We start from the raw sequence: 22517 nt of genomic DNA on the forward strand, positions 1-22517 counted from the left end.
CCGGCCGGCACATGGCCATGGCTGGCGAACGGACACAGGACAATGCGTGGGGGATATGTGGGGACAATGGCATGATCGAGACGACGCCGACGGACCCTTCCTCCCATATCTATATCTCCCAGCGACTGCGCCTGCACTATGTCGATTGGGGGAATGCCGGGGCGGAACCCGTCATCCTGCTACACGGCGGGCGCGATCATTGCCGCAACTGGGACTGGGTCGCACGCGATCTGTGCCGCGACTATCATGTCATTGCGCCCGACCTGCGCGGCCATGGGGACAGCCAGTGGTCGCCCGATGGCAGCTATTCCCTGCCGGTCCACATCTATGACCTGGCGCAGTTGATCCATCAGCAGGATCTGGCGCCGGTGACGATCATCGCCCATTCCTTCGGCGGTCACATCGCGCTGCGCTATGCCGGAATTTACCCCGAAACGGTCAAGAAGCTCGTCGTGATCGAAGGGCTTGGGCTCCCGGCCAGCGTGGCGGAAGCCCTGGCCGCCATGCCGGTCGATGCGCGCATTCGCGACTGGATCGACGCGCAGCGCACATTGGCGGCGCGCCAGCCACGCAAATATGCGTCCATCAATGAAGCGCTGGAGCGGATGCAGGCCGAGAACAGCCATCTGAGCGCCGCGCGCGCACGCCATCTGACCGTGCATGGCGTCAGCCAGAACGAAGACGGCACCTACAGCTGGAAATTCGACAATTATGTGCGGTCCATCTTTCCGGTGGATATCTCGACCGAGCAGCTCCGCCAGCTCTGGGCGCGGATCGCGTGCCCGACGCTGCTGATCCACGGCAATGAAAGCTGGGCCGAGCATCCCGTCAAGAGCGGCATGGCCGACTGGTTCCCCGATGCCCGCGTGATCGATTACGACCGCGCAGGCCATTGGGTGCATCATGACCGGCATGATGATTTCATGGCCGATGTCCGGAACTTTCTGACCGATTGAGCATGCAGGGCGGCAGGAATATCCCGGCGACGCGTCATCCTGCAGAAATATGAAGAATTTACGCCTGTCAGCCGTTGCCGCTGCGGCTCAACCGGCCTAGACGCAGCGACGAATATTAAGCCCGGAGGACCATGGACGACATTCTTCGCCGCGCCGCGCTGGACTATCACCGGCTCCCCAAACCCGGCAAGCTCGAGATCGAGCCGACCAAACGCATGGTCAATCAGCGCGACCTTGCGCTGGCCTATTCCCCCGGCGTCGCTGCGCCCTGCGAAGAAATTGCTGCAGACCCCGACAAGGCGCGCGACTATACCGCGCGCGGCAATCTGGTCGCGGTGATTTCCAACGGCACGGCGGTCCTGGGCCTGGGCGCCATCGGCGCGCTGGCATCCAAGCCGGTGATGGAGGGCAAGGCCGTCCTCTTCAAGAAGTTCGCCGATATCGACGTGTTCGACATCGAGGTCGACACCACCGACCCGCAGCGCTTCATCGAGGCGGTGGAGCTGCTGGAGCCGACCTTCGGCGGCATCAACCTTGAAGACATCAAGGCCCCCGAATGCTTCGCCATCGAGGCCGAACTCAAGAAGCGGATGAACATCCCCGTCTTCCATGACGACCAGCATGGCACCGCCATCGTCGTCGCGGCGGCGGTGCGCAACGCGCTCGTCATGCAGGGCAAGCCGCTGGAGGAGGCCCGGCTGGTGACATCGGGTGCCGGCGCGGCCGCGCTCGCCTGTGTCGACCTGCTCGTCTCCATGGGCCTGCCGGTCGACAATGTGACGCTGACCGACAAGGACGGCGTCATCCATTCGGGCCGCGAGGGCATGCTGCCCAACATGGCGCGCTACGCCCGCATGACGGACGCGCGCGCCCTGCCCGATGTGCTGCCGGGCGCCGACGTGTTCCTGGGCCTCTCCGCGCCGGGCGTGCTGAAGGCGGAGTGGCTGCCGCTGCTCGCACCCAAGCCGCTGATCTTCGCGCTTGCCAATCCGGAGCCGGAAATCCTGCCGGAGATCGTCAAGGCCCATAGGCCCGACGCCATCGTCGCCACCGGCCGCTCGGACTATCCCAATCAGGTCAACAACGTCCTGTGCTTTCCCTATATCTTCCGTGGCGCTCTGGATGCCGGCGCGACGGAGATCAACGAAGCGATGAAGGTCGCGGCGGCGGAAGCCATCGCCTCGCTCGCGCGTCAACCGGCGCATGAAAGCGTGGCCCAGGCCTATGGTGGCGAGAAGCTGATCTTCGGCCCGGAATATATCATTCCCACGCCCTTCGACCCGCGCCTGATCGTGGAGATCGCCCCCGCCGTGGCAAAGGCGGCGGCGGACAGCGGCGTCGCCCGGCGCCCGCTCGACATCGAAGCCTATCGCAAGACCCTCGAACGGCGCAACGCCCGTTCCAGCCAGGTCATGCTGCCGGTGTTCGAGGCCGCGCGCGGCACCCGCCCGCGCATCGTCTATGGCGAGGGTGAAGACCCCCGCGTGCTGCGCGCCATTCAGGATGCGCTGGACGATGGCCTTGCCCAGCCGGTCATCGTGGCGCGCCGGCGCATCCTGGCGCAGAAGCTGCCGGACCTTGGCCTGCGCTTCCAGCTCGACCGGGATGTCGAGGTCATCGACCCGGAAACCGACCATGAGGTGCTGCGTCCACTGGCCGAAGCCTATCGCCGGATCGCCGGGCGCAAGGGCGTGGCATCGAGCGAGATCGAGCGTCACGTCTATCGCCGCCCGACCATCACGGCGGCGATGCTGCTGCGCACGGGCCATGTCGAAGCCGCGCTGGTCGGCGGCAATTCCGACTATTGGAACCAGATCAAGCATGTCATGCGCATCATCGAGATGGCGCCCGATATCCATCGCGCCTTTGCGCTCAGCGGCCTGATCCTGGATGCCGGCGCGCTGTTCATCACCGACACGCATCTCAACCCCGATCCGAGCGCCGAGCAGATTGCGGAGATGACGATCCTGGCCGCGCAGGAAATCCGGCGCTTCGGCCTGGAGCCGCGTGCGGCGCTGCTCTCCCATTCCAACTTCGGCTCGTCCATGAGCCCCAGCGCGCGCAAGATGCGGCATGCTCTGAGCCTCATCAGGGCGGCGGCGCCCGATCTGGCCGTGGATGGTGAAATGCATGCCGATGCCGCCCTGTCGCAGCCCCTGCGCGAGCGGCTGGTGCCCGACAGTGGCTTCGAAGGCGCGGCCAATCTGCTCGTCATGCCCAATCTGGATGCGGCAAACATCACGCTGACGGCGCTCAGCGCATCGTCCAGCTCGCCCACCATCGGCCCGATGCTGATCGGGCTGGCGCAACCGATCCATGTGCTGACACCGGGCATCACCGCCCGCGGCATCCTGAACCTCACCACCATCGCGGCGGCCGAGGTGACGCGCACCGAGCGGACGGCCTGACCGAAACGGCAGAACGAAGAGCGCCGCCAGCCCCTCAGGGTTTGGCGGCGCCTTTCATTTTATAAGAGGTCGTACTCCTGCGAAGGCAGGAGCCCAGAGCCTCTGCAAAGCAATGCCACCCTGGGCTCCTGCCTTCGCAGGAGCACCGCGAGGCAAGGTTTGTGGGGAGGCGTGAATGATCCGATATCACCCACGCCTCCAACAGGCTCAGGCTGCGGCCTGTTCCTCCACCGGCAGGCGGATCATATAGTCGAAGGCGGAAAGCGCGGCTTTCGATCCTTCGCCCATTGCGATCACGATCTGCTTGTAGGGCACCGTCGTCACGTCGCCGGCGGCGAAGATACCCGGCTGCGACGTTTCGCCGCGATGATCGATCTCGATCTCGCCCCGTTGCGACAGCGCCACCGCATCCTTCAGCCATTCGGTATTCGGCACGAGCCCGATCTGGACGAAAATGCCCTCCAGCTCGACCTGGTGCTCCACATCATTGCTGCGGTCCTTGTAGCTGAGGCCCGTCACCTTCTCGCCATCGCCATGCACTTCGCTGGTCAGCGCCGATGTGATGATCTTGACGTTCGGCAGGCTGGCGAGCTTGCGCTGCAGCACCGCGTCGGCACGCAGCTGGCTGTCGAACTCGATCAAGGTCACATGGGCGACGATGCCGGCAAGGTCGATCGCCGCCTCGACACCGCTATTGCCGCCGCCGATCACCGCCACGCGCTTGCCCTTGAACAGCGGGCCGTCGCAATGCGGGCAATAGGCCACGCCCTTGTTGCGATACTCGTCCTCGCCCGGCACGTTCATCTGCCGCCAGCGCGCGCCGGTGGAGAGGATGACGGTGCGGGCCTTGAGCGACGCGCCGTTCGCCAGCTTCACTTCATGCAGGCCGCCCAGCACGCGCGCGGGGATCAGCTTTTCGGCGCGCTGCAGGTTCATGATGTCGACATCATAGTCGCGCACATGCTGCTCCAGATGCGCCGCGAGCTTGGGCCCTTCGGTGTGCGGCACCGAGATGAAATTCTCGATCGCCATGGTGTCGAGCACCTGCCCGCCGAAACGCTCGGCCGCGATGCCGGTGCGGATGCCCTTGCGCGCCGCATAGATCGCCGCCGCGGCGCCAGCGGGGCCGCCGCCGATCACCAGCACGTCGAAGGCTTCCTTCTTCGCGATCTTTTCGGCCGCGCGCTTTTCCGCGCCGCTGTCGATCTTCGCGACGATCTGCTCCAGCTCCATCCGGCCCTGGCCGAAGGGTTCGCCGTTCAGGAAGACGGTGGGCACGGCCATCACCTTGCGCGCCTCGACCTCGTCCTGAAACAGGGCGCCGTCGATGGCGGTATGGGTGATGCGCGGGTTGAGTACGCTCATCAGGTTCAGCGCCTGCACCACGTCGGGGCAGTTCTGGCAGGAGAGCGAGAAATAGGTTTCGAAGGCGAAATCGCCGTCCAGATCCTTCACTTGCTGGATCACGTCCTGCGCGGCCTTCGACGGATGACCGCCGACCTGGAGCAAGGCAAGCACCAGCGAGGTAAACTCATGCCCCATGGGAATGCCGGCAAAGCGCACGCCGATATCGGTGCCGACCCGACGGATCATGAAGCTGGGCCTGCGCTTGTCATCGTCCTTGCGCACCACCGACACCTTGTCGGAAAGCGACGCGATATCATTGAGCAGGCCTTCCAGCTCGACCGACTTGGCGCCATCGTCCAGCGACGCCACCAGCTCGATAGGCTGGGTGATATTCGTCAGATAGCTTTTCAGCTGTCCCTTCAGATTTGCGTCCAACATCGTCTTTGCTCCTCAGGCGCCTTGGGCGCACAAAGCCGGGCCGGGAACGGGATGACCCGAAGGCGCCCGGCACGACATATCATGTCCGTTTCGATACCCGCCGGACCGGGCCTGCGCCCATGGTCCGGCGGAACCGTATAGCGTCAGATCTTGCCGACGAGGTCCAGCGACGGGGCCAGGGTCTCTTCACCCTCTTCCCACTTGGCCGGGCACACTTCACCGGGGTGAGCGGCCACATATTGGGCGGCCTTCACCTTGCGCAGCAGCTCGGTCGCGTTGCGGCCGACGCCTTCCGAAGTGATTTCCATGAACTGGATCACGCCTTCGGGATCGACCAGGAAGGTCGCACGGTCGGCAAGGCCGACGCCCGGGCGCATCACGTCGAAATTGTTGGTGATCGTGCCCGACTGGTCGCCCAGCATGAAATAGCTGATCTTGCCGATCGCCGGCGAGGTGTCATGCCATGCCTTGTGGCTGAAATGCGTGTCGGTCGACACCGAATAGACCTCTACGCCCAGGCCCTGCAGCGTGGGATAGATGCTGGCCAGGTCTTCCAGCTCGGTCGGGCAGACGAAGGTGAAGTCGGCCGGATAGAAGAAGAAGATGGCCCACTTGCCCAGCACGTCCTGCTCGGAGACGTCGACAAACTTGCCTTCCTTGTAGGCGGTTGCCTTGAAGGGTTTGATGGTCGTGTTGATCAAGGCCATAGGGGGCTCCGTATGTGGTTGTTGATTGGAGCCCCCATGTAGTCTGCCGACCCGCCCAAGGGAAATTGACAATCCTGTTCGCTGAGACAGGGAAAATCGATCAATGGCAGTCAAACCGTCATGGAAATCCATCATTGCAGCGCGCGCCGCCGCACTGCACAACGGCCATGATCGCATTCAACCCTGGACCCTATGATGCCCCATTTGCGCACGCTCCTTCATGCCTGCATCACGGCGCTCCTGTGCCTCGCCGCGCCGCTGGCGGCGGAAGGAAGCGCGGCGGACCCGCAACGCTTCACCATCGCCGTCATCCCCGACACCCAATATTATGTCGATTTTACCCATCAGACGGAGGCCGGCTTTCCCTTCGACGCGCGCGAGATGTTCTATGACCAGATGCGCTTCATCGCCGACAATGCGCGCTCGGCGGGCGGCCAGATCGCCTTTGCAACCTGCGTGGGCGATGTATGGCAGCATGCGCTGGGCACCATCGACCAGCCGCATCGCGACAAGGGGCTGAAGGCGCTGGACATGGTGCCGCGCGACGCGCTGCCGCCGGGCGATGAGCGGACGAAGACCATCGAACTGCCCGTCGCCCGCAAGGGTTTTGCGATGATCGCGGGCAAGCTGCCCTTCGCGGTGGTGCCGGGCAATCACGACTATGACCATAATTGGCAGGACAGCCGCTACCTGCCCGGATCGTCGACCCGCCCCCCGACGGACCCCGCCCTGCCCTATGGCCTGCTCCATTATGGCGGGCTGGAGAATTTCAACAGCGTCTTCGGAGCGACCACCCCCTTCTTCAAGGGGCAGAAATGGTATGTCGCCGCCTATCATGGCGGAGCGGACAGCGCGCAGGTCTTCACCGCAGGCGGCTATCGCTTCCTGCATATCGGGCTGGAACTGGCGCCGGAGGACGATGTCATCCGCTGGGCCCAGGGCGTGATCGACGCACACAAGGGGCTGCCCACCATCATCACCATCCACAATAATATCAGCCCCGATGGGGTGCGAACCGACATCCCCATCGTCGATTTCAAGCTGACTCACCCGGAGCATAACGACCCGGAGGAGTTATGGGCGAAGCTGATCGCGCCCAATGACCAGATTTTCCTGATCCTTTCCGGCCATCAATATGGCCAGGCCCATATTCTCGACCGCAACCGCGCCGGGCATGAAGTGCATCAGGTGCTGGCCGACTATCAGGAGCGCCACCAGACGCTGACCACCGCCGACCCGGACAGCAAGCGCGGCCATGTCGGCATAGGCGACGGCTGGCTGCGGCTCATGGATTTCGACATGCGCGGCACGGTACCGCGTATCGGCGTTCGCGCCTATTCCACCCATTACAAGGCCCAGTCCGGCCAGTTGCCCGCCTATGCCGCCTTCTACAAGGCTGACGAGAAACCCAGGCTGTCGGACGCCGCCTTCTTGGCGGAGGATGGCTTCGATATCGACCTTGGCGATTTCCGGGCACGCTTTGCGGCGGCCCGGCTACGCTGAAGCATTCCGAAGTCGGCTGGAACAGCCGACGGCTCGCAGGATACGGAAAACAAAAGACAATCACGGCGGTGAATGATTCCATCTCATCGTCCACCGCCTAAGGGCGGTTCAGTCTTCGCCGATCTCTTCGGGCAGAATCTCCGTGTCGATCGTCTTCTGCAGGTCAGCCCCATAGCGGTTGCCCTTTACCGCACCGGGCGAGAATATGGCGTCCACCCGGGCGAGCAAGGCAGCGTCGAAAGACATGGTCGCCGTCGCCAGATCCTCTTCCAGATGGGCGATGCTCCGGGTGCCGGGAATGGGGATGACGTCTTCCCCCTGCGCCAGCACCCAACCGATCGCAAGTTGCGCCGGGGTGCATCCCGCGTCCCGGGCGAGATCGGCGAAGGCGGCGTAGAGCGTCAGATTATGGACGAGATTTTCTCCCTTGAAGCGCGGCAGGATGTTGCGCAGATCGCCGTCCTCGAAATGATCGTCGCGGACGGCCCCGGCCAGAAAACCGCGCCCCAGCGGAGAAAAGGCGACAAAGGCGATGCCGTTGTCCCGACATGCCTGCAGCGCCCCGGCTTCCGGGTTGCGGACCCATGGCGCATATTCGCTCTGCACCGCGGTGATCGGCGTGGCGGCGCAGGCCCGGCGGATCGTCGTGCCGGACATTTCGCTGAGGCCGATGCCGCCGATCTTCCCCGCCTCGCGCGCGCGGGCGAGCGCCCCCACGGACTCCTCCACCGGCACGGCCGGGTCCAGACGATGGAGATAATAGAGATCGATATGATCGGTGCGGAGCCGCACAAGCGCCTCGTCCAGGGTCTTCAGGATGCTTTCGGGCCGGCCGTCCAGCACCTGCTGCCCGTCGCGCCGGTCGAGCACGCATTTGCTCGCCAGCGCGAATTCCTGCCGGCGGTGCATCACGGCCTTGCCGATCAACAGTTCATTGGTGCCCGCCCCATAGACCGCGGCGGTATCCAGAAACGTCACGCCAAGGTCGAGCGCGCGGTTGAGCAGGGCCGTGCCCTCCTCGTCGCTTACAATATGGCCGTAAATGCCGTGGCTGAGGTTCATGCAGCCAAGGCCGATGGAGGAAACGGCACGGTTGCCGAGCATGCGGGTGGGTAGCGTGGCCATGGTGGGGGCTCCTGTATGCGGTAGGTCTGATTTCGGGCTGTTCAGAACAGATGCAGCCATTGCCCGATCAGGCGGGCCGCAACGTAGAGGATCAACAGCGCCGTCACGCGCCGCACCAGCGACGCAGGCAGCAGCCGAATGCCGACATGGCTGCCGATCTGCCCCCCGACAAGCACGGCGATGGCCAGCAGCCAGTAGCCTTCAAGCGCCTGCGCCCGTCCCGGATCGCCGAGCTTCATCAACTGGCCGACCAGCCCGGCAATGCTGTTCACCAGGATGAAGACGCTGGCGGAGGCAGCGATCCGCTTCGCCCGGGCCCAGCCGACAAGGTGCATGATGGGCGACAGGAAGATGCCGCCGCCAATGCCCACCAGCCCGGACAGGAAACCCACCCCCGCGCCTATGAGCGGGGTCAATATCCGGCTCTGCGTTTCGGGCAGGTCGTCCTGGCGCTCGGGCTGGAACAGCAGCAGCAGTCCGGCTGCGGCCAGCGAAAGCCCCAGCAATCCCGTAAAGGCGCTTTCCGAGATCGGCGTGCGCCCGCCCGCCCAGGCAAGCGGCGCAGACAGGATGAGGATCGGCCACAGCCGCCGCCACGGCACCAGCCCCGCACGGTGAAAACGGATCGTGCCGCCCACCACGACGATGATGTTGGCCAACAGCGCAATCGCGGGCAGGATGCGATAGTCGACCCCCCACAGCGCAAGCAGGGCATTATAGGTCGAACCACCGCCGAACCCAACCGACGCATAGAGCAGCGCCGTCAGTCCGAAAAGTGCTGCCAGCAGGGTCATGCCCGTTCCGGGCGGCTCAGCTCAGCGCGCCGTGGCAATGCTTGTACTTCTTGCCCGATCCGCAGGGGCAGGCAGCGTTCCGGCTGATTTCCTGATCGGCGAAAGGATCGTCGCCAGCCGCCACAGGGGTCGCGCGCAGCATCGGCGGCAGCATGGTCGTCACATGGCCGCTCGCGCCATCGCGGTCGGCGGTATCGTCAAGGCCGGTGAACGGGTCGATATGGCTGGTGATGAAATCCGGCAGCACCGGCAGGTCGAATTCCGGCGCCGGCTCATCGAAGCGGAACTGCACGCGCGCGATGGTGCGGGTCACATCCTCGCGGATATTGGCCAGCATCCGCTCGAACAGCGCGAAGGCTTCCTGCTTATATTCGTTGAGCGGCGTCTTCTGCGCATAGGCGCGCAGATGGACCACCTGCCGCAACGCATCCAGCGTCGCCAGATGTTCCTTCCAGTGATGGTCCAGGCTCTGGAGCAGGATGCTCTTTTCGACCATGTGCCAGTTGTCGGCATCGATCGGCCCGGTGCTCTCGGCGACCTGCGCATCGGCCAGCGCGGCCAGTCGCTCCTCGATCATCTCGGGGTCGACGGCGTCTTCCTGCAGCCAGCTGTCGACGTCCGCCTCGACATTCAGGATGTCGGCGGCGCGGGTCTTGAGCCCTTCCACGTCCCACTGTTCGGGATAGGTGCCCGCCGGGCAGCTCGCGCCGACGATGTCGTTCACCGTTTCGCGGCGCATGTCGACCACCACGTCATCGACGGTGTCGGCGTCCATGATGTCGCTGCGCTGTTCATAGATGACCTTGCGCTGGTCGTTCATCACATCGTCATATTCGACGACCTGCTTGCGGATATCGTAGTTGCGCGCCTCGACCTTCTTCTGCGCGGTCTCGATCGCCTTGGTCAGCCATTTGGACGGGGGCAATGCCTCGCCATCCTCCAGGTTGGAGCGGATCATCTTGGCGAACATCGTATCCGGGCCAAAGATGCGCATCAGGTCGTCGTCAAGGCTGAGGTAGAAGCGCGACAGGCCCGGATCGCCCTGACGGCCCGAACGGCCACGCAGCTGATTGTCGATGCGGCGGCTCTCATGCCGCTCGGTGCCCAGCACGAACAGGCCGCCGGCAGCCAGCACCTCCGCCTTCTCGGCGGCGATCTCGGCCTTCATCCGTTCGATGGCGGCATCGCGCTCCGGCCCCTCGGGCATGTCGCGCAATTCGTCTTCCATGCGGAACTCAAGATTGCCGCCCAGCTGGATGTCGGTGCCGCGACCGGCCATGTTGGTGGCGATCGTCACCGTGCCCTTGCGGCCGGCCTGCGCGACGATATGCGCCTCGCTCTCATGGAAGCGGGCGTTCAGCACCGCATGCTGCACGCCTTCCTGGTGCAGGAATTCCGACAGCATTTCCGATTTTTCGATGGAAACGGTGCCGACCAGCACCGGCTGGCCCTGTTCGGCATGCACCTTGATCGTCTTGGCGATGCCGCGGAACTTGTCTTCCAGATTCTTGTAGAAGCTGTCTTCCTCATCCACCCGCTGGACCGGCCTGTTGGTCGGGATGGTGACGACGTTCATCTTGTAGATTTCGAAGAATTCGGTCGCCTCGGTGGAGGCGGTGCCGGTCATGCCCGCGATCTTGGGATACATGCGGAAATAATTCTGGAAGGTGACGGAGGCCAGCGTCTGGTTCTCCGGTTCGATCTGCACGCCTTCCTTGGCCTCGACCGCCTGGTGCAGGCCGTCCGACCAGCGGCGCCCGTCCATCATGCGGCCGGTGAACTCGTCGATGATGATGACCTTGCCGTCCTTGACGATATAATCGATGTCGCGGCGGAACATGGCCACGGCGCGCAGCGCCTGGTTCACATGGTGGACGACCTGCGTATTCTCGAAATCGTAAAGGTTGCTGCCTTCCAGCAGTCCGGCCGTTTCCAGCAGGCGCTCGACCTTCTCCGTGCCGTCCTCGGTCAGGGTGATGGAGCGCTGCTTCTCGTCCTTCTCATAGTCATTCTCATCGAGCTGCTTCACGATCGCGTCGACGCGGACATAAAGTTCCGACTTGTCGTCGGTGGGGCCCGAGATGATGAGCGGCGTGCGCGCTTCATCGATCAGGATCGAGTCCACCTCGTCCACGATCGCGAAGTTGAAGGGGCGCTGCACCATGGAGCTGCGCTCATATTTCATGTTGTCGCGCAGATAATCGAAGCCAAGCTCGTTGTTCGTCGCATAGGTGACGTCGGCGTCATAGGCGGCGCGGCGATCCGGCTCGTTCATATTGGGCACGATCACGCCGGTCGTCAGCCCCAGGAAACGATAGACCTGCCCCATCCACTCGCAGTCGCGCGCGGCGAGATAGTCGTTGACGGTGACGACATGGACGCCCTTGCCCTCAAGCGCGTTGAGATAGGTGGCGAGCGTCGCCACCAGCGTCTTGCCTTCGCCCGTGCGCATCTCGGCGATCTCGCCCCGATGCAGCACGATGCCGCCGATCATCTGCACATCGAAATGGCGCATGCCCAGCACGCGCACGGCCGCTTCACGCACCACGGCAAAGGCTTCGGCCAGCAGGTCGTCCAGCGTTTCGCCAGCGGCCAGGCGCTCGCGGAAAATCACCGTCCGGCCGGCCAGATCCTCGTTCGAAAGCGCCGAAACTTCGGGCTCGAACGCGGCGATCGCATCCACTGTCTTCTGCAGCGACTTGACGTAGCGCTCGTTTGAAGAGCCGAAGATGGTTTTGGCCAATGCGCCGAACATGCGGTTTCCTAAGTTTCTGGGGCACGCGGCACCCCTGCAAACGCCGCGCAGACATGCGCCGCGATGTAGGAGTGCATCGGGGGATAGTCAATTCCGCCGGAGGCGATCACCGGCCGGGAAAATACGTTCTACAGCACGTCGCCGAACATGAACCACAGCAGCGCGAACCACGCCAGCAAACCGACAATGCCGATGGGTACGGCGGCGCGACGTTTCACCGCCTCCATCCAGCCATCCTCTTCGTCATTCCCCTGCCCGTGCATATCGTTCATTTTTCCCCGCTTAATCATATCGACCCGTCTTGGCAAAAATCCGGACGCCCCGGCACATCCCATGCCACCATCAATCCGGCCGGACTCATTCCGGAATGCGCCACGTCACCCTGCGGTCTGCGATCGCCTCTGCCCGTCGCCCGGCGCCGTCACGCGCCGGGATGTAGCGCGCGCGATCCGTGATGGCCCGACAAGCGGCTTCATCCAATATGCCGTGGCCGCTGCTCTTGACGACATGGCACCGCACCACGCGCCCTCGCCTGTCGATGGTGAAGCGCACGGCGCTGGTCCCCTCCCAGCCATTGCGCAGCGCCTCTGCCGGATAATCGTCGCTCATCAGCCAAGATGAGGCAGGCGCTTTCGGCTCCGGCGGACGGGGGCCGTCGGCAATATCGTCCATATTTTCCCGGCCCAGAAGCGCCACAAGCGGGGCCGGCAGCGCAAAGCTGCCCAATTGCGGCAGTGCCAGCGCCACCAGCACACCTACAATCACGATCGCCCCGATCGCCATCAGCGCTTCCAGCATGCGTGCCCTTATCTGCGATTGCATCACATCTTTCCCCCGGTTCCCCCGTGACTTGCCCGATTGCACGGCGGCCTGCAAATCTGCGGCATCGGGCGTCGGGAATGATTGACCCCTCGCCCATTTCCGCTATCCCGCTGAGCCATGACGACGCGCTCCCCTCTCGCCCCCGCGACCTTCCCCGAACTGCCCGCCATCGGCGGCGTCACGCTGCGCACGGCGCGGGCGCGATACAAGAATTGGGATCGCTGCGACCTCACCTATGTCGCGCTGGCGGAAGGCACCGCCGTCGCCGGTGTCACGACCCAGAGCAGATGCCCTTCGCCCGAGGTGGAATGGTGCCGCGATGCGCTGCCCCTCGGCCATGCCCGCGCGCTGGTGGTGAATGCCGGCAACAGCAACGCCTTCACCGGCAATCGCGGCCGTGCCGCCGTGGAAGCGATAGCGGCACGCGTCGCCGCGCATCTCGATTGCCAGCCGAGCGATGTGTTCGTCTCCTCCACCGGCGTGATCGGCGTGCCCCTGCCCATCGACAAGGCCGAAGCGGGGCTGGATGCCGCCTTTGCGGCCCCCCCCTGCAACTGGGAAGAGGCCGCCGCCACGATCATGACGACGGATACCTTCCCCAAGGCGTCGGTTGCCCGCGCCGTGGTGGATGGCCGCACGGTGACGCTGGTCGGTATCGTCAAGGGCTCCGGCATGATCGCGCCGGATATGGCGACGATGCTAGGCTATATCTTCACCGATGCGGCCGTGGACCCGGTCTTCCTGCAGCAGATGCTGTCGGCGGCCAATCGCAGCAGCTTTTCCTGCATCACGGTCGACAGCGACACGTCCACGAGCGACACGGTGCTGGCCTTCGCCACCGGGGCGGCCGGCAATGCGCGGCTCGCCTCTTTCGAGGATGCCGGCGCGGACGCCTTTACGGCGGCGCTCTCGCAGGTCTGCCGGGAGCTGGCGCATCTGGTCGTCCGCGATGGCGAGGGCGCGTCGAAGTTCATCAGCATCACGGTCGAGGGTGCTGAAAGCAACGCCAGCGCCCATCGCATCGCCCTGTCCATCGCCAATTCGCCGCTGGTGAAGACCGCCATTGCCGGCGAGGACGCCAATTGGGGCCGGATCGTCATGGCCGTGGGCAAGGCGGGCGAACCGGCCGAGCGCGACAGGCTCGCCATCCGCTTCGGCGCGACTCAGGTGGCGAAGGACGGCCTTGCCGTCGAGGGCTATGACGAAGCGCCCGTCGCCGCGCATCTCCAGGGGCAGGAGATCGACATCGGCGTCGACCTGGGCCTGGGCGAGGGCCGCGCGACCGTTTGGACCTGCGACCTCACCCACGGTTATATCGCGATCAACGCCGACTACAGGAGCTGACCCCATGGCGCTGCATGAGCTTTACCGCCCGGTCGCGGCGCTGATGGCGCGTGTCGCGGCGGATGTCGTCCTGCCGCGTTACCAGAATCTGGCCGCGCATGAGATCAGCGAAAAGGCCGCCGACGACTATGTCACCATCGCGGACAAGGAAAGCGAGCAGCGCCTCAACGAAGGGCTCCTCGAAATCCTGCCCGAAGCGGGGCTGATCGGCGAGGAGGCCTGCGCGGCGGACCCGTCCATCCTCGATGATGCCGGCATCGGCCTCAAATGGATCATCGACCCGGTCGACGGCACCGGCAATTTCGCGGCGGGCCACCCGCCCTTCGGCATCATCGTGGCGCTGGTGGACAATGGCATGCCGCTGGCCGGATGGATATTCGATCCCCTCTCCGGCCGCGTCTGCCATGCGGCGCGGGGCGGCGGCGCCTTTGTCGATGAAGGACAGGTCTTCGCGACGGAAGCCAATGCCGACAGGCCGGTCGTCGCCCTGCCCGTCTATTTCCTCTCAACCGAACAACAGGCCGCGATTGCCGCGCGCGCTGGCGACCGCTTCACGCTGGTCGACATCCCCCGCTGCGCCGCCGAGCAATATCCGCGTCTGGCGCTGGGGCAGAATGACATCGCGCTGTTCGAACGCTCCCATGCCTGGGATCATGCCGCCGGCGCGCTGTTCCTCAACGAAGCGGGTGGCCGCCTGTCGCGCCGCGATGGCAGCCCCTATCTGGTCGGCGGCGCGCCCGGCGGCCTGATCGGCGCTTCCTCCCCGCGCATGTGGGACATGGCCGCGCGCTATCTCCTTTAATCCCGTTTCATCCAGGACAGGACCATTCATCCATGCTGACCATCTGGGGACGCCTCAATTCGCATAACGTCAAGAAGGTCGCGTGGCTCGCGCAGGAGCTGGATCTTCCCTTTGTGCGCCATGATGTCGGCGGCCAGTTCGGGATGGACGACGCCTATCTGCGCCTCAATCCCAATGCGCTGATCCCGACGATCGAGGATGACGGCGTGATATTGTGGGAATCCAACGCCATCCTGCGCTATCTCGCGGCACGTCATGGCGGCGAGATATTCTGGCCCGCCGACCCGGCGAAACGGGCTATCGGCGACAAATGGATGGACTGGCAGTTCAGCTTTGCCGATGCGCAGCGCGACCTGTTCGTCAACCTCATCCGCCGCGCGCCGCAGGATCGCGATCGGCAGGCGATAGCGCGCTCCATCGCGGCGGTGAACAGGCAGATCCTGCTGGTGGAAGAGGCGCTTGCGAACAGCGCCTGGCTGTCAGGCGAGGCATTCGGCATCGGCGACATCCCGATGGGCGTCTATGCCCATACCTATTTCTCGCTGGTGCAGGAGCGCCCGGCGCTGCCCCATAGCGAACGCTGGTATGAGGCGCTGAAACAGCGGCCGGGCTATGCCCGGTCGGTGATGATCCCGCTCACCTGAGCGGCAAGCGGGATCATCTTGGCAGCAGATTAAAGCTCGCCTTCCAGCCAGCCCTTGAGCTGACTCTTGGGAGCGGCGCCCACCTTGGTCGCGGCGACCTGACCGCCCTTGAACAGGATCATCGTGGGAATGCCTCGCACGCCATATTTCGTCGGCGCGTCCGGATTTTCGTCGATATTGATCTTGGCGATCGTCACCTGCTCACCCAGTTCGTCGGAAATCTCTTCCAGCGCGGGGCCGATCATCTTGCACGGGCCGCACCATTCGGCCCAGAAATCCACCAGTACCGGCTTGTCGCTTTCCAGCACGTCGGTCTGGAAGCTGCTGTCCGAAATCGCCTTGGTCGCCATCGAAATACTCCTTCAAGTTGCGCATTATCTAAGGTGGAGGTGCGCCGGGCTCAACGCCTTAGAGCAACAAATTGTCCTGCGCGGGCGCAAAGCCCGGCTTGTGCGGGGCCAGCAGCGCCGGCGGCAGGACGATCAGCGCCGGCGCTGCGGTGTAGAGCAACGCGGCCTCCACCGCTTTTCCGGGGAAAATGACCTCCAGCGCCGCGACATAGGCCGCCATCTGGCGCAGATGCGGCAACGGCACCTGATCGGCGCTGGCCGGCACCCGACGCCCGGTCTTGAAATCCACGACCTGCACCTTGTCCGCGCCGACGCACAGCCGGTCCACCGTGCCCGCGATCACCGCTTCGCCCACCACTGCGGCGATGGGCGCTTCGGCCAGCGCCTCCGGGGAGAAGAGCGCCGCGAGGTCCGGCACTTCGATCACGCGCAGCACCTGGCGGACGATGGCGGCGCGGACCTCGCCGTCACCGACGCCGGCGGAGCGTTCCAGCCAGCGGAGCGCCGCGCCCTCCCGCGCCGCTGACGGGATCGCCGGCAGCCGCTCGAACAGTGCATGGAGCAGGCGCCCACGCTCTGCCGCCTGTCGCATCGCGGCGCTGGGTGGCGGATCGGGCGTATCGTCCTCCGGCTGGGCCGATGGCGCGAGCGGGCGCGGCGGACGCGCCTCGATCGGCGCTGGCGCGCGCAGCCATGCCGGTTCTTCCACCGCGTCATTCGCATCCTGCGCCCGCGGCTGGGCCGGACGGGCCCGAAGGCGCTCGCGCCCCCGCCAGCGCCTGACCGCGCCCCACATCGCATCCGCTTCCCATTCCGCCCCCAGATCGGCCATCGCCCGGTCGATCTGCGCATGCCAGCTCGCTTCGGCGGCAACCCCCTTCGCGCGCGGGGCCAGCGCACCGGCGACGACCAGCCGTTCTTCCGCGCGCGTCATGGCAACATAAAGCAGCCGCCAGTGCTCCTCCCGCTCCTCGCTCGCCGCCTGTTCCGCCGTCTCGCCCACCGGGCCGAAACGCTCGCTCTTGCGCGGCGCGACGACCGGCAGGCCCTCCCAACTGAGCGCGTCCGCGCGATTGCCCGCATCGGGGTCCTTTGCCGCGTCGGCCAGGATGACGAGCGGCGCCTGCAGTCCCTTGGCGCCATGGACGGTGAGCAGCCGCACTGCGTTGCCCTGCGCGGCGGCATCGCGCACGATATCCACATCGCCCCGGTCGAACCAGTCGATGAACCGCTGGAGCGAGGGCTGGCCATCCGACTCGAAGGCGAGCGCGGCATTCAGCAATTCCTCGATCGGATCGCGCGCCTCTATGCCCAGCCGGCCGATGAGCTTGCACCGCCCGTCCATCGCACCGGACAAGATGCCTTCCAGATAGCGATAGGGCGTGGTGAAATCGGCGACGCGCAGCAGATCGTAGAGCGGCGCCAGCACATCGTCGGCCACGCTCGCGCGCAGATGGCGCCAGAGCCCGCCCTTGCGCCCGGCGGCGCGATCCATCAAATCCTTCTGGCTCCAGCCGATGAGCGGCGAGACCAGCAGCCCGGCAAGGTTCAGGTCATCCTCCGGCTGGACGGCGAAACGCAGCGCCGACAACAGGTCGCGCACCGCCAGCGGCGCATTCAGCCGCAGCCGGTCGATGCCCGCCACCGGCACGTCCGCTTCATACAGCCGCGCGACGATCAGCCGCGCCAGTTCCGTCCGGCTGCGCACAAGGATCATGATGTCCCCCGCGCGGATCGGCCGGCCCTTGCTTTCCAGCATCGTTTCGCTGTCGATCCAGTGCCTGATCTGGTCGGCGATGCGCTGGGCCAGGATGCGGTCCTGCTCGGCGTTCCAGTTCTCCTCGCCACCGGCTTCGCCTTCGGAAGCCGGGGCGCCCTCATCCTCCTCCCCGGCAATGGTGGAGACAGGCTTCCACAGCAGCACTTCGCCGGGAAATTCATTGGCGCTGAAATGCCGGATTTCCAGCGATTCCAGCCCCAAGGACTCCGGTCGTAACGTGGCGACAGTCGCATCCACCACGTCCAGCACCGCCGGGGTCGACCGAAAGCTGCGGTCGAGCGACAGGTTGTGGAAATTATGCCGGGCAAAATCGGCGAACACGCCGAAGCGCTGGCGCGCCCGCTCGAACTCGCGCGGGCTGGTGCCCTGAAAGCCGAAGATCGCCTGCTTGAAATCGCCGACGGTGAAGATCGTCCGTACCGTATCGCCGCGCGCACCCTCGCCCGCAAAGAAGTCGGCGCTGATCGCTTCGACAATCTCCCATTGCGCGCGATTGGTGTCCTGCGCCTCGTCGATCAGGATATGGTCGACCTGCTGATCCAGCTTGTACCTGATCCAGTCGGCCATGCCGCTATCCTGCAGCAGCGATGCCGCCCGCGCGATCAGGTCATCGAAGTCGACCGCGCCGGCATGCCGCTTGGCCTGCGCATAGATGCGGGCATAGGCGCGCCCGGCATGTAATGCCTGGGCAAGCATGTCGGCATAGGCCGCCCGGTCGCGCAGCGTGCAAAGCTCCTTGCACCGCTCCGCCAGCCGCGCCGCAATCTCCACATAGCCGGGTTCGGCGGCAACGAGCTTGGGCGATGCCTTGCGCGGTTCCCCCTTGTCGGTGCAGAAGATACCAAGCAAATCCTGGAGCAGTGCCGCCCGGCCCATGGCGTCGGCCGCGCGCCACGCCGCAATGCGGTCCAGATGACCGTCCGCCGTCGCCGTGCCCCACGCCCGGTTGGCGGCCACGATCCGGTCGAGGCCAGCCATGTCGAACCTGTCGTCGGCACAGTGCGCCGCGATGTCCGCCTCGATATCGCCGGTGGGCAGGTCGAATGCCGTGAACAGCCATGTCCGGATATCGTCCGGCAGGGCCGTGATGACGTCATAGCTGCGCGACGCGCGGATGAGGAAGGCTTCGGCTGCCGCCTCGCCCAGCCGCAAACTCAGCGCCTGAATGGCGGCGATCAGTGCCATATCGCCCTGCGCCTCAGCATCCGTCACTATGTCGGCCAGTGCCGAACGGGCCATCATCTGCTGCTCGCGCGGCTCCAGCGGCCGGAAACCCGGCACCAGCCCGGCCTCGACCGGAAAGGCGGACAGCAGTTGCTGGCAGAAGCTGTGGATGGTCTGGATGCGCAGGCCGCCGCCCGTCGCCTCCAGCACCTCGGCGAACAGGCGACGGGCGCGATCCTGCCGCTCCTGCCCCCAATCCTCGCCCAGCGCGCGCAGGTCGATGGCGAGCGACGGCCCGTCCATCTGCACCCACAAAGCCAGCCGGTTGTGGATGCGCTCCGCCATTTCCGCCGCGCCCGCCTTCGTGAAGGTCAGGCACAGGATATTCTCCGGCGGCACGCCGGCCAGCAGCAGGCGGTAGACGCGCGCCGTCAGCACATGCGTCTTGCCGGTGCCCGCGCTGGCGGAAAGCCAGACATGATCGCCAGGGCTCGTCGCCTGCGCCTGCGCGCCGGCCAGCGGTTGCAGCGCCCCCCCAGCCATTCCCCCCTCAGCCATTGTCGCCGCTCCCGCGCCCATACCATTCCTCAAGCCGCATCAGCTGGTCGTAATCCGTATAGCGCGGCAGATCGGGGTTGACGGTGGCGGTGAACGGCGCCGATCCGGTGAGCCAGCTATCGGCAGCCTCCGCAAAGGCTTCGGCGGCAAAGGCGGTGAACCGATCGGTCACGATCTTGTCGCGCTTACCGTCCGGGTCGACCGGGCTTTCGCGATAGCCAAAACCGCCCTGTTTGTTGCGCCCCAGCGACCAATATTCGAACGCGGCCGACCGCACGCACTCCCCCAGCGCGGCAAAGCCGCCACGCTCGGCGATCATGCCCAGCAGGCCCAGTTGCAATGAATAGCCGGCCTTCACCATCCTGGCGCTGGGGGGCTTGCCGCTTTTATAATCGACAATGGCGATCGCGCCGCCGGGCAGGCGGTCGATGCGGTCGGCGGTGCCCTTCAACGTCACGCCGGCGATCTGCGCCCTGCCTTCCGTTTCGATGAGGGCGATGCGCCGCCCCTCCTGCATGTCCGCGCGGGTCCGCTCCGCGATCCATGCGATGGCCTGCATGAGGCGCGGTTTCCAGAGCGTGCGCATCAGCGGATGCGCCTCCGCCTGCGCGAGGAGCTGTTCGGCGCGCGCGGCCAGCCGGTCGGGATCGCAGCCATCTTCCTGCGCCCAGAGCTGCAATATCTGATGCACCGCCGTCCCGCGCCACGCCGCGCTGGGATCGGCATCCACGGCGTCCAACCGGGACAGGCCCAGCACCTTGCGCGCGTAAAAGGCATAGGGATCGGCGCGCAGCCGGTCGACATCCGTCACCGCGACCTCTCGTGGCCGCAAATTGCTGGCCGGCACGGGCGCGGGGCGGGATTGGGGCCTGATTTCGCTGGCATGGTCCAGCCCGCGCGCCAGGGCGAGCAGCGGCCCGGCATCCGCCTCCCGCCGTGCCCATTGCGGGCCGGACATCGCCTTCAGCCGCAGCCAGAAACGGGAGGCCACCGCCGGCCCCGCCGCTTCCCGCCGCGCGCGGGTGATCAGCACGCGCGGCGCGCCCAGGGCGCTGGCAAAATCATGCGCGGACAAGCCGATGCGCCGCTCCAGGCTGGGCAGGCCCAGTTCCTGCCTGATGCGCGGCGCCAGCCATGGGTCGGGCGTGGGCAGCGGCGGCCAGCTGCCTTCATTCAGGCCGGACAGGATCATCAGGTCCGCCTGCTGCATCCGCGCCTCGATCAGGCCATAGATGGCGATGCGCGGATGCCCGCCCTGGGGCGGGCGAACGGCCACGCCCTCCAGCATCCGTTCGACCAGCGCGGGGAAGGAGGCGCGATCCGCCTCGCGCGGGCCTTCATGCGCGGCGGCTTCGATCTCGGCGAACAGTGCGGCGGCGGCGTGGCCCTGATGCCCGGCCCAGACCGCATCACCGCTGAGCGCGCTGGCCGCCTCCCGCAATGCCGCCGTCATGGCGCCCAGCCCCTCGGCCACGCCGGCGAGCGGGGCAAGGATGTCCCGGACCTCCGCCCACCATGCCCGCGCCGCCGACCGTTCGGCATGCAGGCGGTCACGCCCATCCGTCACCGGCGCCAGCCGCGCGTCGATGCCTTCCAGCCCGGCGGACGGGCGAGGGCCGCGCAGCAGCAGGTCGAGCCGCCGCACCTCCTCCAGCCAGCCCTGCCGCCGCTCGCCCCGTCGGACCAGCGGGTGTTTCAGCAGTGTCAGCAAGGCCACCGGCGCGAAATGTTCGGCAACCACGGTGGCCAGCGCCGTCAGCAAGGTGCCGGGCGGCAGCTGGGACAGCGGCTGTCCGGCGCTGTCGTCCGCCGCAATGCCCCAGCGCGCCAGATGCGCGGTCACGCGGGTCGCCAGCGCCCGGTCCGGCGTCACCAGCGCGGCGGTCCGTTCCGGCGTTTCCAGCACTTCGCGCAGGGCGATGGCGATGGCCTGCGCCTCTTCGCCGGGGGTCGCGACTTCCAGTGCGGCGACGCCGGCAAGCGAGCGATCCGCCGTCTCCAGGTCGCGCCATTTGCCCGTCAGCGCCGGCACCAGCATGGCGTTGGAGATGTTGCGCCCGCGCGCTGCCCGTGCATCATGCCCGCCGCCCCAACGCCACAGCGCCACCTCCTCACGCGCCAGCCCCATGCGGTCGAGCAGCAGCTTCATCGCATATTGCGGATGGGTTTCATGCGCCCGGCGACGGCGGCCGGTGATCGGATCGGGCGGAAAGGGGCCGATGGCATCCCATTCTTCCACCGTCATCTGCTGGTCGAGGTCCGCCAGCACCACCATGCCCCGATCCATGCGGGAGACCGTGCGCAGCAATTGCGCCACCGCCGGGGCGACCGTGCCGACACCGCCCACGGCGACGACAAAACCTTCGGGCGGCGTCTTGGCCCAGCGGGCGGAGACATGCGCGAACAGCCGGTTGCGCCGGTCCGCCAGGTCGATCTGGCCACGCACAGCCAGTTCGCGCGGCCAGGCGTCGAGAAGAATCCCGAACAGTTCCAGCGACTTCTGCCAATGTGCTGAAAGATCACCGACAATCTGGAGATCGCGGATCGCCTGCGGCGGCACCTGCTCGACATGCATCTGGTCCAGCGCGTCGCCAAGCGCCTGCCCTAGCCGCATCGCCTCGCCCGCGTCGACCGGCTGACCGGCGCTGCGCCGCGCCGATTGCACCAGCCGGGCAAGGATCATCTGCCGTTCCATGGGCGGGCAGGCCGGCGGGATGTCCGCATCCTCGCCAACGGGGTCGAGCGCCGCGCCCAGCCGTTCGCCCAGGTCCGGATCGCCCAGCGGCACCAGCCGGGGGAGCAGCAAGCCTCCTCCTGCCCGGCGCACGAACGCGTCACGGATGGAGCGGCTGGCACGATTGTTCGGCACCAGGACGATGCCGCGCGCCAGCGACAGCGGATCGCCGGTGGCTTCCGTGCCGAAGCGCGCCAGCAACCCCGCCGCCAGCGCGTCGGCAAAGGCGCGATGGGCAGGAATGCTATGCACCGATGGGCGTTGGGCGCCTGCCCCCTCGCCCATC

General features: G+C 66.0%; 16 protein-coding genes. 6 read left to right on the forward strand and 10 right to left on the reverse strand.

Annotated features, from left to right (window positions below):
- The first annotated feature begins 71 nt into the window (after positions 1–71).
- Together WFP78_RS19650 and WFP78_RS19655 are read left to right on the forward strand one after the other, a co-directional pair.
- The gene (locus tag WFP78_RS19650) at positions 72–956 is read left to right on the forward strand and encodes an alpha/beta fold hydrolase (protein ID WP_336966013.1); all 885 of its coding nucleotides are present in this window, start codon (positions 72–74) and stop codon (positions 954–956) included.
- A 131-nt stretch (positions 957–1087) separates the two neighbouring features.
- Positions 1088–3364 carry an NADP-dependent malic enzyme gene (locus tag WFP78_RS19655; protein WP_336966015.1) on the forward strand — a complete coding sequence of 759 codons (2277 nt, stop codon included), beginning with the start codon at positions 1088–1090 and terminating at the stop codon, positions 3362–3364.
- A 207-nt stretch (positions 3365–3571) separates the two neighbouring features.
- Here the strand turns inward: WFP78_RS19655 and ahpF are convergent, their stop codons facing one another.
- Both ahpF and ahpC read right to left on the reverse strand, forming a co-directional pair.
- Positions 3572–5149 (reverse strand): alkyl hydroperoxide reductase subunit F, encoded by a 1578-nt coding sequence (gene ahpF / locus WFP78_RS19660; RefSeq protein ID WP_336966016.1) that lies wholly within the window; start codon positions 5147–5149, stop codon positions 3572–3574.
- A 143-nt stretch (positions 5150–5292) separates the two neighbouring features.
- On the reverse strand, positions 5293–5856 hold the full coding sequence (gene ahpC, locus WFP78_RS19665) for an alkyl hydroperoxide reductase subunit C (protein ID WP_336966017.1): 564 nt from the start codon (positions 5854–5856) through the stop codon (positions 5293–5295).
- Positions 5857–6051: 195 nt separating this feature from the next.
- Here ahpC and WFP78_RS19670 point away from each other — a divergent pair, with 195 nt between their 5' ends.
- On the forward strand, positions 6052–7359 hold the full coding sequence (locus WFP78_RS19670) for a metallophosphoesterase family protein (protein WP_336966019.1): 1308 nt from the start codon (positions 6052–6054) through the stop codon (positions 7357–7359).
- 108 nt (positions 7360–7467) lie between these two features.
- On the opposite strand, the gene WFP78_RS19675 is transcribed toward WFP78_RS19670, so the two are convergent.
- From WFP78_RS19675 to WFP78_RS19695, 5 genes are all read right to left on the reverse strand, one after another.
- Positions 7468–8484: an aldo/keto reductase gene (locus WFP78_RS19675; RefSeq protein WP_336966021.1), complete on the reverse strand. Its 1017-nt coding sequence runs from the start codon at positions 8482–8484 to the stop codon at positions 7468–7470.
- A gap of 41 nt (positions 8485–8525) precedes the next feature.
- On the reverse strand, positions 8526–9278 hold the full coding sequence (locus WFP78_RS19680; protein WP_336966023.1) for a sulfite exporter TauE/SafE family protein: 753 nt from the start codon (positions 9276–9278) through the stop codon (positions 8526–8528).
- Between the two features lie 16 nt (positions 9279–9294).
- The gene (secA, locus tag WFP78_RS19685; protein WP_336966025.1) at positions 9295–12033 is read right to left on the reverse strand and encodes a preprotein translocase subunit SecA; all 2739 of its coding nucleotides are present in this window, start codon (positions 12031–12033) and stop codon (positions 9295–9297) included.
- 128 nt (positions 12034–12161) lie between these two features.
- Positions 12162–12305, reverse strand: a complete 144-nt coding sequence (locus WFP78_RS19690) for a hypothetical protein (protein ID WP_336966027.1) — start codon at positions 12303–12305, stop codon at positions 12162–12164.
- A gap of 85 nt (positions 12306–12390) precedes the next feature.
- On the reverse strand, positions 12391–12855 hold the full coding sequence (locus WFP78_RS19695; RefSeq protein WP_336966029.1) for an energy transducer TonB: 465 nt from the start codon (positions 12853–12855) through the stop codon (positions 12391–12393).
- Positions 12856–12972: 117 nt separating this feature from the next.
- On the opposite strand from WFP78_RS19695, the gene argJ reads away from it, so the two are divergent.
- From argJ to WFP78_RS19710, 3 genes are read left to right on the forward strand one after another with little or no spacing between them, the layout of a single operon-like run.
- A complete protein-coding gene (gene argJ / locus WFP78_RS19700) occupies positions 12973–14199 on the forward strand; it encodes a bifunctional glutamate N-acetyltransferase/amino-acid acetyltransferase ArgJ (protein ID WP_336966030.1) in 1227 nt (408 codons plus the stop codon).
- 4 nt (positions 14200–14203) lie between these two features.
- The gene (locus WFP78_RS19705; protein ID WP_336966032.1) at positions 14204–15001 is read left to right on the forward strand and encodes an inositol monophosphatase family protein; all 798 of its coding nucleotides are present in this window, start codon (positions 14204–14206) and stop codon (positions 14999–15001) included.
- A gap of 32 nt (positions 15002–15033) precedes the next feature.
- Positions 15034–15645: a glutathione S-transferase family protein gene (locus WFP78_RS19710; protein ID WP_336966034.1), complete on the forward strand. Its 612-nt coding sequence runs from the start codon at positions 15034–15036 to the stop codon at positions 15643–15645.
- A gap of 29 nt (positions 15646–15674) precedes the next feature.
- Here WFP78_RS19710 and trxA read toward each other — a convergent pair whose 3' ends face one another.
- Genes trxA through addB form a run of 3 tightly spaced genes read right to left on the reverse strand, consistent with a single transcriptional unit; the run spans position 15675 to position 22516 of the window.
- Positions 15675–15995 carry a thioredoxin TrxA gene (gene trxA / locus WFP78_RS19715; RefSeq protein WP_336966036.1) on the reverse strand — a complete coding sequence of 107 codons (321 nt, stop codon included), beginning with the start codon at positions 15993–15995 and terminating at the stop codon, positions 15675–15677.
- 58 nt (positions 15996–16053) lie between these two features.
- Positions 16054–19497, reverse strand: a complete 3444-nt coding sequence (gene addA, locus WFP78_RS19720; protein ID WP_419723005.1) for a double-strand break repair helicase AddA — start codon at positions 19495–19497, stop codon at positions 16054–16056.
- On the reverse strand, positions 19490–22516 hold the full coding sequence (addB, locus tag WFP78_RS19725) for a double-strand break repair protein AddB (protein ID WP_336966062.1): 3027 nt from the start codon (positions 22514–22516) through the stop codon (positions 19490–19492). Before addB ends, addA begins: the two co-directional genes overlap by 8 nt.
- Between the last annotated feature and the right edge of the window lies 1 nt (position 22517).

This window comes from Sphingobium aquiterrae (assembly GCF_037154135.1).
Taxonomy (GTDB): domain Bacteria; phylum Pseudomonadota; class Alphaproteobacteria; order Sphingomonadales; family Sphingomonadaceae; genus Sphingobium; species Sphingobium aquiterrae.

Excerpts from the sequence above, each read along its gene's own strand:
- WFP78_RS19650 (WP_336966013.1), top strand. The coding sequence starts at position 72 with ATGATCGAGACGACGCCGACGGACCCTTCCTCCCATATCTATATCTCC.
- WFP78_RS19655 (WP_336966015.1), top strand. The coding sequence starts at position 1,088 with ATGGACGACATTCTTCGCCGCGCCGCGCTGGACTATCACCGGCTCCCC.
- ahpF (WP_336966016.1), bottom strand. The coding sequence starts at position 5,149 with ATGTTGGACGCAAATCTGAAGGGACAGCTGAAAAGCTATCTGACGAAT.
- ahpC (WP_336966017.1), bottom strand. The coding sequence starts at position 5,856 with ATGGCCTTGATCAACACGACCATCAAACCCTTCAAGGCAACCGCCTAC.
- WFP78_RS19670 (WP_336966019.1), top strand. The coding sequence starts at position 6,052 with ATGCCCCATTTGCGCACGCTCCTTCATGCCTGCATCACGGCGCTCCTG.
- WFP78_RS19675 (WP_336966021.1), bottom strand. The coding sequence starts at position 8,484 with ATGGCCACGCTACCCACCCGCATGCTCGGCAACCGTGCCGTTTCCTCC.
- WFP78_RS19680 (WP_336966023.1), bottom strand. The coding sequence starts at position 9,278 with ATGACCCTGCTGGCAGCACTTTTCGGACTGACGGCGCTGCTCTATGCG.
- secA (WP_336966025.1), bottom strand. The coding sequence starts at position 12,033 with ATGTTCGGCGCATTGGCCAAAACCATCTTCGGCTCTTCAAACGAGCGC.
- WFP78_RS19690 (WP_336966027.1), bottom strand. The coding sequence starts at position 12,305 with ATGAACGATATGCACGGGCAGGGGAATGACGAAGAGGATGGCTGGATG.
- WFP78_RS19695 (WP_336966029.1), bottom strand. The coding sequence starts at position 12,855 with ATGCAATCGCAGATAAGGGCACGCATGCTGGAAGCGCTGATGGCGATC.
- argJ (WP_336966030.1), top strand. The coding sequence starts at position 12,973 with ATGACGACGCGCTCCCCTCTCGCCCCCGCGACCTTCCCCGAACTGCCC.
- WFP78_RS19705 (WP_336966032.1), top strand. The coding sequence starts at position 14,204 with ATGGCGCTGCATGAGCTTTACCGCCCGGTCGCGGCGCTGATGGCGCGT.
- WFP78_RS19710 (WP_336966034.1), top strand. The coding sequence starts at position 15,034 with ATGCTGACCATCTGGGGACGCCTCAATTCGCATAACGTCAAGAAGGTC.
- trxA (WP_336966036.1), bottom strand. The coding sequence starts at position 15,995 with ATGGCGACCAAGGCGATTTCGGACAGCAGCTTCCAGACCGACGTGCTG.
- addA (WP_419723005.1), bottom strand. The coding sequence starts at position 19,497 with ATGGCTGAGGGGGGAATGGCTGGGGGGGCGCTGCAACCGCTGGCCGGC.
- addB (WP_336966062.1), bottom strand. The coding sequence starts at position 22,516 with ATGGGCGAGGGGGCAGGCGCCCAACGCCCATCGGTGCATAGCATTCCT.